9 protein-coding genes are annotated in these 13,438 nt (G+C 72.7%); 4 read left to right on the plus strand and 5 right to left on the minus strand.

Annotation, left to right across the window (positions count from 1 at the left end; all coding sequences use genetic code 11):
* Nucleotides 1–5: 5 nt before the first annotated feature.
* From WMF11_RS26335 to WMF11_RS26350, 4 genes are all read right to left on the minus strand, one after another.
* Nucleotides 6–1,754 (minus strand): DUF1592 domain-containing protein, encoded by a 1,749-nt coding sequence (locus WMF11_RS26335; RefSeq protein WP_437972664.1) that lies wholly within the window; start codon nt 1,752–1,754, stop codon nt 6–8.
* 115 nt (nt 1,755–1,869) lie between these two features.
* Entirely contained in the window at nt 1,870–2,031 is a 162-nt protein-coding gene (locus tag WMF11_RS26340; RefSeq protein WP_437540677.1) for a hypothetical protein, read from the minus strand.
* Nucleotides 2,032–2,830: 799 nt separating this feature from the next.
* Nucleotides 2,831–3,919: a serine/threonine-protein kinase gene (locus tag WMF11_RS26345; RefSeq protein WP_437972665.1), complete on the minus strand. Its 1,089-nt coding sequence runs from the start codon at nt 3,917–3,919 to the stop codon at nt 2,831–2,833.
* Between the two features lie 44 nt (nt 3,920–3,963).
* Entirely contained in the window at nt 3,964–6,699 is a 2,736-nt protein-coding gene (locus tag WMF11_RS26350) for a protein kinase domain-containing protein (protein ID WP_437972666.1), read from the minus strand.
* A gap of 208 nt (nt 6,700–6,907) precedes the next feature.
* On the opposite strand from WMF11_RS26350, the gene WMF11_RS26355 reads away from it, so the two are divergent.
* Nucleotides 6,908–8,434 (plus strand): serine/threonine-protein kinase, encoded by a 1,527-nt coding sequence (locus WMF11_RS26355; protein WP_437972667.1) that lies wholly within the window; start codon nt 6,908–6,910, stop codon nt 8,432–8,434.
* A 332-nt stretch (nt 8,435–8,766) separates the two neighbouring features.
* Nucleotides 8,767–9,252: a hypothetical protein gene (locus WMF11_RS26360; protein ID WP_437540685.1), complete on the plus strand. Its 486-nt coding sequence runs from the start codon at nt 8,767–8,769 to the stop codon at nt 9,250–9,252.
* 67 nt (nt 9,253–9,319) lie between these two features.
* Here the strand turns inward: WMF11_RS26360 and WMF11_RS26365 are convergent, their stop codons facing one another.
* Entirely contained in the window at nt 9,320–10,477 is a 1,158-nt protein-coding gene (locus tag WMF11_RS26365; RefSeq protein WP_437972668.1) for a hypothetical protein, read from the minus strand.
* Between the two features lie 203 nt (nt 10,478–10,680).
* Between WMF11_RS26365 and WMF11_RS26370 the strand changes: the two genes are divergently transcribed.
* Nucleotides 10,681–11,160, plus strand: coding sequence for a peroxiredoxin (locus WMF11_RS26370; RefSeq protein WP_437540689.1), 480 nt, complete (start codon nt 10,681–10,683; stop codon nt 11,158–11,160).
* Nucleotides 11,161–11,275: 115 nt separating this feature from the next.
* Complete coding sequence (locus WMF11_RS26375; RefSeq protein ID WP_437902072.1) at nt 11,276–13,285, plus strand: DUF4139 domain-containing protein; 2,010 nt, start codon at nt 11,276–11,278, stop codon at nt 13,283–13,285.
* Nucleotides 13,286–13,438: the final 153 nt, after the last annotated feature.

Here is a 13,438-nt window from a genome sequence, read left to right on the forward strand (position 1 = left end):
AACCATCACTCCTCCTGGGCAGCCATGTAGTGGAAGGCATCCGTCTGCGTGAGCTCGATCAGGAGCTGCTTTACATTGTATCCGGACGCCTTGAAGGCGTCCGTGACAGCCTTCTTGGTGCAAGCGTCCCCGGCGCGAAGCGTGAGACCATAGCCGTACTCGGCCCAGTGCGTCGCGAAGCAGTTCTGCACCGCCTCGGTCTGGGCGAGCCCCTGCACCAGCTCGACCGGCCCGTTCACCTTGATGTCCGTGCCCGGGACCGCACCGCTCGCGTCGATCGGGACGTCGTTCTCCGTCGTGCGGAACAGCCCGACCGCGTCGTAGTTCTCGAGCGGGAACCCGACCGGATCCAAGAACTGGTGGCACGTCGCGCAGACCGGATCCTTGCTGTGCTGGCTGAAGCGATCCCGCGCCGTCGCGCCGGTGTACGGATCCGGCGGCTTCACCCTCTCCAGGATGTCGCCGGTGGGGAGCGGGATCTTCTGGCACATCAGCTTGTCGAGCACGAACCCGCCGCGGACCACGGGGTTCGTGTTGTTCGAGTGCGTCGTCCCGGCCATCACGCCCGCCTGGGTGAGGAGCCCGAGGCGCTGGGTCGTGTCGAGCTGCACCCGCTGGAACTCGTCGCCCGTCACGCCGGAGACGCCGTAGAACGCCGCGAGAGGTCCGTTCATGAACGAGTACGGGGCCGTCAAGACGGACGCCCAGGTGCCGTTCTCCTCGAAGATCTCGTGCTCGATCAATCGCTGCGTCTCTTCGTGCAGGAGCGAGCCGATCGTCCGCGAGAAGGTCGGGAACAACTCCGCCTTTCGCTCGAGATCCGCGAGGCTGCTGATGGGGAGCAGGTTGTCGAAGAAGTACCGGACGGTGGCCCGCGACCGGGGATCCTCGAGCATGCGCTCGGCATGAGCGCGCACGCCCTCCTTGGTCGAGAGCTCACCCGCCTGCGCCGCCGTGCGCAGCTTCTCGTCGGGCATCGTGCCCCAGAGCAGGTACGATAGGCGCGTCGCCATCTCGTCGCCGGTGGGCCGGCGGAGGTCGGGGCGCTCCGCGTCGGGCGCGCCAAACTCGATGCGGTAGAGGAAATCCGGCGATTGAAGCAGCCCCTCGATCACCGTCGCGATGCCGACGTCGAACGTGGCGTCCGTCCGGCCGGCGCTGTACAGCCCGAGGAGCTCGTTCGCCTCGCCGTCGGCGAGCGGCCTCCGGTACGCGAGCGGCGCGAGTCGCTCGATGATCGTGCGCGCGCACGCTTCCTCGCCCTCCGCCGTCACGCCGCGCGCGCAAGGGTCGAGCTTCGCGAGCGCCTCCGGGGTGGCGGTCGCGCGCTTGGCGACGCCCTCCGCGACGGTGCCCAGCTGCTCGGCGAGCAGGCCCGAGACCGACAGCGTGTCCGCGTCATTGCCGAAGCCGTTCCCGACATCCTCGCTCGGAAGCGAAATGGCTGGATCGGTCGTGTCGCCCAGGAGGTCGCGGACGGTCTTGTTGTATTCGTAGCGCGTCAGCCGCCGCAGCGGCGCTCGCCCGGGGTACACCGTGCCGTCCTCGCAAGCGGCCGGGTCCGTCGGGCCCGTGCCCGTCCCCGTCCCCGTCGAGGTGCTCGGCGGGTCGTTCGGGTCGTTCGGTGTGGAATCCTTGGAGCCAAACCCGCCCAGGTCTCCCGTGCAGCCGCTGGCCACGATCAACGCGATCGAGACAGCTAACCGAGAGCCCAGGAGAGGAAGCGCCTTCTCATGATCTGAGGGCCTAACCATGTTCTCTCTCCTCGCCCGCTGTGGGCACGCTAAAGTGGAGCGCAGGCGGGATCTGGTGTCTACCCTCGCCCGTATCGCGACAGCTCGTGGCCAGTTCGGCCTGAAGAAATTTCTACTACCTGCCGAGAAAATCCATCGACCACTGCATGGCGGGGCGCGGCTGGCCGCCCCTGATGAGGCCCGACTCCCTCACCCATGTCGTGCCATGGATGTGGCCCCAGAGCGTGATGCCCTTGGCGTTCTCGTGGTCCCAGAACATCGTGAACTGCTCCTCCATCACCCGCCTCTGCCTCTCGTCATCAAAGCCATGTGGCCTCCTGTCGGGATGGTAAGGAAACGACTCACAATGCAGGCATCAGCGACGACGATGACGAGATGTATGTGGATTGCGGTGACACGACCATCGAGGTAGCCGCGCTCGCGCGGACCACCCCCTGCGCACCGACGCTACCGGTGAGCAGCGTCCATGATTTTTCACGACAATCGTGGAACAACCGAGGTCTGTCGCGTTCTCCGGTGGCTCACTCCTGGCGAAGCGCCGACCGCCGTCGTTCGGCAATCCTCTGCGCAACGATCGAACGTAACCGGCACCAGGATCGACCCGATACCCGACCACGAAACTCGCGATACGCATGGCGACCCACCCAGAGCAAAGCGAAAGGATACCTCTGCAATGTGAACGCTCACATCCCGGATGTCAACGCCTATCGACCGTTCCGCGCGCGTCCGCCAACCCGAGGAAGGACAAGGCCGGCAAGCGGTCCTCCGGAGCGCCGCGTCAACAGCAGCCGCCGAACCGTGGTCATCAATGTCAGCGTCAACGTAAACGTAAACGTGGTCGTGGTCGTCGACGGCTCGGTCGTGAACGTCTCGCTCCGTCGTCCCGCTCCCCTCCGTCGACCAAGCATTGCGGCGGAACGTTCACGTTTACGACCGTGTCGTAATCGACCACGACCACGACCACGTTCACGACCAACGACCACGTCGCACGGAGGGTGTTGATCCTCCGGGTCGTGGTGTTGAGCGAATACCCAGGTTCCGGGCTCCCCGCGGACGCCGGAACCGCAGCAGCGGGCTCAGCCGCGCGAGGGCTGCCGCTGTTCCAGGAGCCCGCCCGATTCCCCCTCGCCCACCGGTCCCGCCGCGCGCATCGACTGCAAGGCAGCGACGATCTCCTCCGTGACGCACGGCCCGCCCGCGACGTAGGACGGCGCGAGCGGCTTCAGCGGCGGCGGGAGCACCTCGGCGACCCGCGCGCCGATGGCGTCGCGCGACGCCGCGTGCCCCTCCTCCTCGGCTGCGGCCCGGAGCGCCTGCGCGAAATCGGCCGCCGTGGGCCAGCGCGCGTCGCGATCGCGCTCGATGGCCCGCGCGACGGCGGCCGTGACGGCCTGGCCCACGCCCTCGCGCTCGCTCGAGAGCGGCGGCACCTCGCGCTCCAGGACGGCGTGGAGGGTCGAGACCATGTTGCCGCCGGCGAACAGCCGCCTGCCCGCCAGCACCTCCCACGCCACGACCCCGAGCGAGAACACGTCCGAGCGCCGATCCAGCGGCCTCGCGTTCGCCTGCTCCGGCGAGAAATAGCTCAGCTTCCCCTTCACCATCCCGGTCTTCGTCCGCGTCGTGCGGCGCAGGGCATAGGCGAGCCCGAGATCGCAGATGGACGCCCGGCCGTCGACGCCGACAAGGATGTTGGATGGCGAGATGTCCCGGTGGATCACCTGGAGCAGCTCCCCCGAGCTGTCGCGCGCCTCGTGCGCCGCGTGCAGCCCCTCGGCGGCCTGCGCGATGAGCTCGATCGCGTCGCCGACCCCGAGCGCCTCGGGAGCCCGGGTGAGGTGCTTGAGGGTGACCCCCACGACGAGCTCCATGACGATGTACGGCGCGCCCTCGTCGAGACCGTAATCGAGGACGGGAACGAAATGAGGGCTCGCGACGCGCGACGCGATGCCCGCCTCGTCGAAGAGCATGCTCGCGTAGCTCGACTCGAACCGCAGATCGGCCCGGATCCGCTTCACCGCCACGAGCGACTCCCGCTCCGGACCCGCGTCCCCTCCGCCTGCAGCGCAGGCGCGACGCGCGATGAAGACCTCGGCCGAGCCGCCCCTGGCCAGCTGCAACAGCAGCTCGTAAGGACCGACGGCGCCCAGGTCAGAAGAATCCATGCTCACTGCTCCGGGCGGCGGGGTATCACGTCAATGGTTGTTCATCAACCTTGGCCCCCTTGCGCTTCCTTCCGTTCACGCTCGGATTTGCGCTCCGGGGGGCGCCCCTGTCCTCCCCCTCCTCCGCCGCCGCGATCCTGCGCGGGGCCGCGGGCGACGAGGCCCTCGCCGTCCGTGGGGGCGTCGCCGCCGCGCTCGGCGTGCTCGGCCAGCACCCGCTCGTCGGTCTCGCCGACCGAGCGCAGCCAGCGCGCGGCAGCCCGGTGGCCGGCGGTGCGATCGCCGTCCGTGAGCATCCCGTAGGCGGCGTCGCGAACGAGGGCGTGACGGAACGTGAGCTCGTCGTGCCCGGGGTAGCGCGACACGCCGCGCCGGGCGACGAGCTCCTCCGAGAGCAGGCTCTTGAGCCAGCGGTCGAGCGACTCGGCCGAGGTGCCGGCGCCGAGCAGCTGCCGCACGCCGTCCGGCCAGAAGCTGCCGCCGAACAGGCTCGCCGCCCGCAGCGTGCGCCGCGCCTCGGCCGGCAGCGCCTCGATGCGCGCGTGCATCAGCGCCACGACCGTGGGCGGCATGTCGCTCCGGCCCTCCGCGCGCGCGCGCATGAGCTCCTCGAGGAAGAAGGGGTGGCCGTCGGCGTGCTCGACGAGCCGCGCCACCTCGGGCAGCGAGAGCTCCTCGCCGAACACGCTGCGGACGAGCCGCTCGGCCGCGCGCTGGCTGAGCGCGCCGAGCTTGATGTGCTGCACGCCGCGCGAGCCCCAGAGGCCGGGGAACGTCTCCATCACGCTGTGGCGCGCGAAGCCGAGCACGAGGAGCGGGCGATCCGAGAGCGCCTGGAGCGCCTCGTCCAGCACCGCGACCGAGGCGTGATCGCTCCAGTGCATGTCCTCGAGCACCACCACGACCGGCCCCTCGCCGCAGCGCGCGGCGAGCCACTCGAGCACGGCGCGGCGGGCCTGATCGCCCATGGCGACCGCGTCCCCGCGGGCGGCGCGCGGCTCGGCGTCGGGGTCGTCGAACGGCGTGCCCGCGATCTCGCCGAGGTACCAGGCGACGCGCGGGGCGTCGTCGGCCGGCGCGGGCAGGGCCCGCGCGACGTGCTCGCGGATCTTGGCGCGGCGCGCCTCGAGCGCCTCGCCGGGCAGGCAGCCGGCGGCCGCGAGGACGATCTCGCCCAGCATGCCGAACGGCGCGCCCGCGCCGAGGGGGTCGCCCCGCGCCACGTAGACCGACGCGCGCGCATCGCGCTCGCGCACGGCCCGGATGAGCTCGCAGCGGAGGCGCGTCTTGCCGATGCCGGCCTCGCCGAGGACGAGCGCGGCGCGCGCCACGGGCTCGTCGGCGCTCTGCTCGAAGAGGCCGCGCAGCGTCGCGAGCTCGCGGTCGCGCCCGACGAACGAGGTGACGCGGCCGAAGAGCGTGCGCTCGGGCTCGGTGCCGTCGCGCTCGCCCATCAGCAGGAACGAGGGGCCGTCGCCGATCACCTCGAAGCGCGGCGCCGCGAGCCCCGCGGTGACCTCGTCGATGCGCACGTCGCCCTCGGCCTCGCGGAGGCGGGCGACCGCGCGGTCGATCACGTCGCCCGCGGGCAGGCGCTCGCCCACCTGCGCGCGGCCCGTGGCGAGCGCGACCGGGCGCCCGGGCAGGCGCGCCTTCAGCGCGAGCGCGCACTGCGCGGCGCGCGCCGCGAGGTCGAAGGCGGCCATCGTGCCGGCGCCGCCGCGGCCGGAGAACACCTCGTCGGTCTGCGAGGACAGGAGCACCATGCGGGTGCCGCCCGGGAGCCGCACGCGCTCGCCGCCGAACGCCTCGGCGAGCTCCGCGACGATCCGCTCGACGCCGCGATCGCTCGCCGGCTCCGGGTCGGCGGCGCCCAGATCGACGAGGACGACGCTGACGAGCCGCCGCTCGTCGTCCGTGACCGACGCCGGCGCGCCGTCCGCGCCCGCGCTGGACGCGCGCGCGAGCAGGGCGCGCGCCTCCGCGAGCGCGGACGCCGCCGCGCGGCCGTCCGCGGGGCGCGCCGCCGGGTCCTTCGCCAGGAGGCGCGCGGCGAGCTCGTCGAGGAAGGGCGGCACGTCCGGGCGCCGCTCGACGAGGCGCGGCGCCTCCTCGAGGAGGATGCGGCACACCTCGGCGAGCGGGTCGTCGGCCGCGAAGGGGCGCTGCCCGGCGAGGCACTCGAAGAGCAGGACGCCGAGCCCGAAGACGTCGGCGCGCGCGTCGACCTCGACGTCGCCGCGCGCCTGCTCGGGCGCGACGTAGCCGAGCGAGCCGACGAGCGAGCTGGCCTCCGTGACGAGCGAGGTCGACGCCGCCGCCCGGGCGACGCCGAAGTCGAGCAGGACGACGCCGTCGACCCTGCCGTCGCGCAGGAGCACGTTGCTCGGCTTGAGATCGCGGTGCGTGATCCCGATCGCGTGGATGGCGGCGAGCGCCTCCGCGATCTGGTGCGCGACGAGCAGCGCGTCGGCCACGGGGAGCGCCCCGTCCTGGAGGCGCGCGTCGAGCGTGACGCCCTCGAGCCACTCCATCGCGAGCCACAGGGCGCCGTCGTCGCCCGTGCCGTGCGCGATGTGCTGCACGATGAGCGGGTGCTGCACGGCCTCGAGCATGCGCGCCTCGCGCCGGAAGCGGGCGGCGAGCTCCGGGGGCGCGACCTTGAGCGCGACGGGGCGCCCGGTCAGCTGATCGATCGCCCGGTAGACCGTGCCCATCCCGCCGGCGCCGGCAAGGCGGTGCACCTCGAACCGGCCGGAAACCAGCGTGCCCTCGCGCATGGTGCCAGCTTATCCGAGAGCTCCCGTCAGGTGCGCGGCGCGAGCGCTCGGTGGTGACGGTCCAGGGTGTTTGTTGTACGCTGTGCGCGCCGACACGCACCGACACGCGCCAACACGCGCCAACACGCGCCAACACCGAGAGCGCCGCGCCGCCCGCACAGGACGCCCCCCAGGGTCGCCGGCTCGGCCGATCGAAGAGGGACCCCCGATGAACCCCGGACAGCAGGTGACGAGCACGCTCAGGCTGGCGCGCGAGCTCGGGAAGGGGGCGATGGGGAGCGTGTGGGTGGCCGATCACCTCGCGCTCGGGACGCAGGTGGCGGTGAAGTTCATGGCGCCGGCCTACGCGGACCAGACCGGCTTCGTGGAGCGCTTCCGGCGGGAGGCGATGGCGGCCGCGCAGATCAAGAGCCCGCACGTCGCGCAGGTCTTCGACCACGGCGTCACGCCGGACGGGGTGCCGTTCATCGTGATGGAGCTGCTCGAGGGCGAGGACCTCAAGAGCCGCATGCAGCGGCTGGGCGCGCTGCCGCCCGTCGAGGTCACCACGATCGTGTCGCAGACGGCCAAGGCGCTCGGCCGGGCCCACCAGGTCGGGATCGTCCACCGCGACATCAAGCCGGACAACATCTTCCTGCTCGACGTCGAGGGCGAGCTGTTCGTGAAGGTGCTCGATTTCGGGGTGGCCAAGCGGGTCCAGGGCGAGCTCGGCATGACGTCGACCGGGAGCGTGCTGGGCACGCCGCTCTACATGAGCCCCGAGCAGCTGCTCAGCGCGAAGCACGTCGACTTCCGCGCGGATCTCTGGGGGCTCGCGGTGGTCGCCTACCACGCGCTGACCGAGCAGGTACCGTTCCGGGGCGAGACGCTCGGCGCGCTGTCGGTGGTGCTCCACACCGGGATCTTCACGCCGCCGAGCGAGGTGAGGCCGGAGCTCTCTCCGGCGATCGACGCCTGGATGAAGAAGGCGCTGGCGCACGATCCGGCGGCGCGCTTCTCGTCGGCGCGGCAGATGGCGGAGGCGCTGGAGCGCGCGGTCCTCGGGATCGCGCGCACGGCGTTCACGACCGAGCCCTCGTCCGCGGGGGAGCGACCCCTCCACGGGAGCGCGTCGCAGCCGGTGCTGTTCGGGGAGCCGACGCCGCTGCCGCCGGCGCCGGGCGCGCGGCTCTCGACGACCGGCACGCCGCCGTCGTCGGCGCCGGGCGCGCGGCTCTCGACGGACGGCGCGCCGGGGCGGACGCTCGCCGGCATGGCGACCTCGGGGACGGACGGGGCCCGGCGGTGGGCGCCGGCCATCCTGGCGGCCGCGCTCGCGTTCGGGGCGCTGGTGGCGGCGGTCGTCTTCCTGGCAACGAAGCAATCGCCCACGGCCGAGGTGACCCCCTCGTCGGAGGCGCCGGCCCGGCAGGCCGCGCCCGTCCCGGCGCAGCCGGTGGTGCCGGCGCCGCCGAGCGCCGCCGCGCCGGTGCCGGCAGAGCCGGCGAGCGCGACGCCCGCGGCCGAGACCGCGCAGCCAGCGGCCACGGCGGCGACCGCGCAGCCGGCGGCCACGGCTGCGACCGCGCAGCCGGCGGGCGCTGCCCGCACCGGCGCGGCAGCAAGGCCGGGTGCGACGGCGGCGCCGCGCGGCACCTCGGAGGGGCGCGGCCGCCCCACGCCGCGCGAGGCGTCGACGGGCCGCCCGACGGGGACGAAGCCGCCCGCGCCGGTCGAGGACACGATCGGCTTCTGACGCGGCTCCGGCCTCATCGCGCACCGGCCGCCCCGGGCGCCCATGCACGCGGCCTTCGGACGACCTGGTCAGACGGAGCCCGTTGAAATGGGGCGCTCGCGCCGCTCGACGGCAAAAGATGGAATCAACCGCGCTGGCACGGGCGATGTCGACATCGGAAGGTGAGGCCCACGGGGCGCACTGCGACATCCCGCCTCGCTCCTCCAGCGGAAGGGGCACAGAAATCGGCGCGAACGCATCGAGGCGTGAGAATTTCGGATTGGCACAGAGCGTGCGGTATCCGTCGCCGGGGCCCAGAGCGGGACGCGCTCAACGCGAAGGAGGTCTCTTCCATGGAGAAGCTCGTAATTGGCCTGGTGCAGACGCACGACGAGGCGGAAGCCGCGGCGGAACGCATCATCGACTGCGGCTACACACGACAGGAGGTCAGCCTGCTGATGACCGAGGCGACACGCGACAGGTGCTTTCCGAGCCCGGACGTGGCGCCGCCGTCGAACACGTTCGGCGCCGCGGTCGCGATGAGCGTCGTGGTCCCCGACCTCGGGTTCGTGGTCGCCGGGCCGCTGGCCGCGGTCGTGGCCAGCGCGGTCGGCGCCGGGATCACGGGCGGGCTGCGCGAGATCCTGATCACCGCGGGCGTCCCGAGGCACTGGGCGGAACGCTACCAGGCCGGCGTCCGGCAGGGCGGGATCCTGGTGAGCGTCTTCGCGCGCAGCGAGCGAGACGTCGGCCTGCTCCATCTGGTCCTGGACGACCCGCACATGACGTCGTTCCACACGGAAGCCCACCGGCACCACGTGTACGACACGTCGTTTTGAGCCGAGGCGCGCGTCGCGAGGCAAAGCGCCTCACCCCGGCAGGCGGATCCCACGCCGGGGCGCGGGCTCAACCCCCGAGCGACCTGAGCCGCGCGCGCAGCATGAGCGCCCCGATGAGGTCTTCCTCCGCGTCGCTCCGGCGCGACCAGCCCAGCGAGAGGTAGCGCAGCAGCTCGCCGAACGTCGGTCCGGCCGGCGCCGCGCTCGTGCCGCCGCGGACGACCCAGAGCTGCTCGCCGTCGGCCCCGAGCGCGACGACCGACCGATGGGCCGCGCCGCCGCCGAGCGCCGAGCCCGAGAGCCGCGCGATCGGGTAGAGCTGCCGCGCCGCCGCCGCCTCCCAGCCCGGCTCGCGGTCGTGGCCCAGGAGCTCGCCCTCGCGGAGAAAGCGCAGCGTGCCCTCGATGGATCCGATCGCGAGCTCGCGGTAGAGGTCCTCCGGATCCGCAGGATCGGCCCAGTCGTACGCGCGCACGAACGCCGCATACGTCGCCGGCGGGGCGACGCCGCGGACGGGCGGCGGGGACGCGGGCGCGCCGCGGCCGTCTTCGCGGCGGAGCACCCGGTTGAGCCGCGCGACCTCGTCGGCGATCGACCCCGGCCCCGGCGCGACGAGGTGCACCTGGAGGCGGCGCTCGGGCGCGAAGAAGCCGCCCATGAGCGCGCCCAGCACCGGGGCGCCCAGCTCGGCCGCGAGGAACGTCGAGCCGCGGTGCGGCCGGATCGCCCGGTCCATGGCTTCGCGCTCCTCCGCCGCTGTCGCGCCCTCCGGCAGGTCGACGTCGACCTCGACGATGTCGCTGCGGTCGGGCGCCTCCACGCCGGCCTCGACGCCCTCGTCCCCTTCCCTCACGAAATGGCGGACGAACCCGCTCGCCTCGAAGCGCCAGCCGTCGTCGTGGACGACGTCCTCCGAGAACACGAGCGCGAAGACCGTGGCGCCGGGGTGGCCGAGCTCGGCGGCCGCGTCGAGCACGGCGACGGGCGGAGAGAGCTCGTCCTCGAAGAGCTCGGCGAGGTGGTCGAGCTCGTCGTCCCCGGCGCCGGCGGGCTCGCCGCTCGAGTAAAACGCGGCGGCGTGCCCGGGCACGCCAGGGAGCGGCGCGATGAACAGGCGCGGCGAGGCGACGTCCCAGCCACCGAGCGCCACGGCAAAGCCCTGGGACAGCGCGCGGTCCGGGATGTCGGCGGGTCGAAAGATCAACGCAGCGAACGTGGTGGCCATGGGGCGCACAGGGTAACCCGATCTCCCGCCCGCGGCCGGCGTCCGTCGCGCCCAGCGGGCGTTCATGACCGCTTCCTCAAGTTCTTCGTGATCCAGGGCGCAGGAGGCCGTCACGGCAGGCGGCCCGCGGCGGCTCGCCGGCGAGCCGCCGCGCTCCGCGGGGGCCTTGGACGCGGCGCGGCGCATCGGGTAGAGGAGACACCATGCTCGGAAAATCCACCCTGTCCGTCGGTGAGACAGCCCCTGATTTCAGCCTGCAATCGCAGAAGCGGGAGACGGTCAAGCTCTCCGACTTCCGGGGCAAGAAGACCGTTGTCCTGTTCTTCTATCCCAAGGACGACACCCCTGGATGCACGGCGGAGTCGTGCGCGTTCCGCGACCATTACGATGCGTTCGCGGAGGCGGGCGCCGAGGTCCTCGGGGTGAGCGCCGACTCGGCGGGGTCTCACCAGCAATTCGCCGACAAATACCGCCTGCCCATGACGCTGCTCAGCGACCCTGGCGGGGAGACCGCCGCGCGCTACGGCGTCAAGTCGCTCTTTGGCCTCCTCCCGGGCCGCGTGACGTTCGTCATCGATCGCGACGGCATCGTTCGACATGCCTTCTCCTCCCAGCTCCGCGCGACCCGCCACGTCGACGAGGCGCTCGCGGTCGTGAAGCAGCTCGAGGCCTCGCGCGGCTGACGCGCGGCGCCGCGCCCGAACTCCCGGCCAGCCACCGTCGTTGACGCCCCCCGGAGGGGCGTTATGGACACCCGCAGGGCGGGGCCATCGCACGCCTCCGCCGGGGGAGGCGACGATGAACCATGGATTGAGGACCGCAGCGACGCTGCGGGCCGCCGCGATGGATCCGGCCCGATCGGGGGCCTCGTCGGACACGCTGCTGCTAAGGCGGGTGGTGCTCTCGACGGGCGGAGTCGGATATTTCGAGCACGAGGCGCGCGTGCGCGGCGACGCCGAGCTCCGGCTCGAGGTGCGGCTCGATCAGGTCGACGATGTATTGAAGAGCATCGTTGTCTATGACGATCGCGGCGTGACGGGGAATATCACGCTTCCCGGGAGGGAGCCGCTGCGCGATCTGTTCCGCGAGCTCCCGTTCGACGAGGGCGCGCTCGAGTCCGAGGCCGCCCTGCTGAACGCGCTCCGCGGCGCCGAGGTGCGGACGCGAGGGGCGCAAGGGGCCATCGCCGGGCGCATCGTCGGGGTCACCACGGCGCAGGCGGCGCTGCCGCACGGCGGCTCGGAGGACCGGCACCGGCTCTCGCTGATGTCGGAGGGCGCGCTGAAGCAGGTCGTCCTGGAGGAGCTCGAGAGCGTGGAGCTCGTCGAGGAGCGGCTGCGGCAGCAGGTCGGCGCGGCGCTGGTCGGGCTCTCGAGCCGGCGGGAGCGCAACCGCCGCGAGCTCGTCGTGCGCACGGCCGGCGAGGGCGAGCGGGTGGTCCGCGTGGCCTACGTCATCGAGGTGCCGCTCTGGAAGACGACGTATCGGCTCACGGTGCCGGAAGACGCGCAGACGAAGACCGGGGCGCTCGCCGGGTGGGCCGTCGTCGAGAACCAGAGCGGCAGCGACTGGCAGAACGTGGATTTCACCCTGGTGTCGGGAGACCCCGTGACGTTCCGCCAGGCGCTCTACGAGATCTATTATGTGGCCCGGCCGGAGGTGCCCGTCGACGTCGCCGAGCGCGTGCTGCCGCGGCTCGACGAGGGCGCCGCGGGGCTCGCGGCCAGGGCGGCGCGGCGCATGGGCTACCGCGCCGGCGGGGGCGCCGACGAGGCCCGCGCGCCCGCCGCGGCGGTCACCGTGCCCTCCGAGAAGGTCGAGCCGGAGCCCGCGGAGGCGGCGACGCAGGTCGTGTTCCACTTCCCGGCGCCGCTCACGATCGCGAGCGGGCAGACGGCGCTCCTCCCGATCGTCCAGCGCGAGATCCCGGCAGAGCGGCTGTGGCTCTATCAGCCGGAGGCGAGCGCGCGCAGCCCGCTCGCCTCGGTCCGCCTGAGGAACGACGGTGACACGACCCTCCCGGCCGGCGCGATCACGGTCTACGAGCGCTCGAGCCGGGGAATCGTCACCTACGTCGGCGACGCGCGCCTCTCGCCGCTGCCCCCGGGCGAATCGCGGATCGTGAGCTTCGCCGTGGACCGGAAGGTGAGAATCGACCGCGAGGAGCGGGGCGAGGAGGTGTTCTCGCGCGCCACGATCCAGGGCGGCATGCTCGAGATCGTCAGGACCGCCCGCAAGGTGACGGTCTACACGATCGTGGGCGCGGCGCGCGAGCCGCGCGTCCTGCTCATCGAGCACCCGCGCATCGCCGGCTGGGACCTCGCCGAGCCCAGGGAAGGCGTCGAGGCGACGCGCGACCGCTACCGCGTCCGGCGCGAGGTCGCCGCGGGCGAGACGGCGCGCGTGACCGTCGCGCTGGAGCAGCCCATCTCGCACACGGTGGCGCTCTCGGGCCTCTCCGGCGAGCAGCTCGAGGTGGTCCTGTCGTCGCGCGAGATCCCCGAGGCGCTGCGCGCGGCGCTCGCGCGGCTCGCGGAGCTCAGGGCCGCGCTCGCCGAAAAGCAGCGCGCGCTCTCGGCCCTCAAGTCCGAGATCGAGGCGCTGCGCGCCGAGCAGGCGCGCGTGCGCGACAACCTCAAGGTCGTGCCTCCGGGGAGCGCGCTCCACGAGCGCTACCTCAAGACGCTGGGCGAGCAGGAAGACCGGATCGCGGCGGTGTCGGCGAAGCTCCCGGGCGCGCGGGAGGCGGTGGCCAGCGCCGAGCGGGCGCTCGCCGAGTACGTGCGCGGCCTGTCGCTCACGACGTAGCGAAAAGCGGAGGCGGCGCTCTCCCGCGCGGCCTCCGCCCCCCTCCTGCGCGGTTGAATGCCACCCACCTCGAGCAGGCGCGACAAGTCGAACGTTCCGGCGAACGCTGCAACATTCCGTCGCGAACCTCTGAATTTTTGCGATGCGAGCTGC

The organism is Sorangium sp. So ce295, from assembly GCF_051527405.1.
GTDB lineage: Bacteria > Myxococcota_A > Polyangia > Polyangiales > Polyangiaceae > Sorangium > Sorangium cellulosum_B.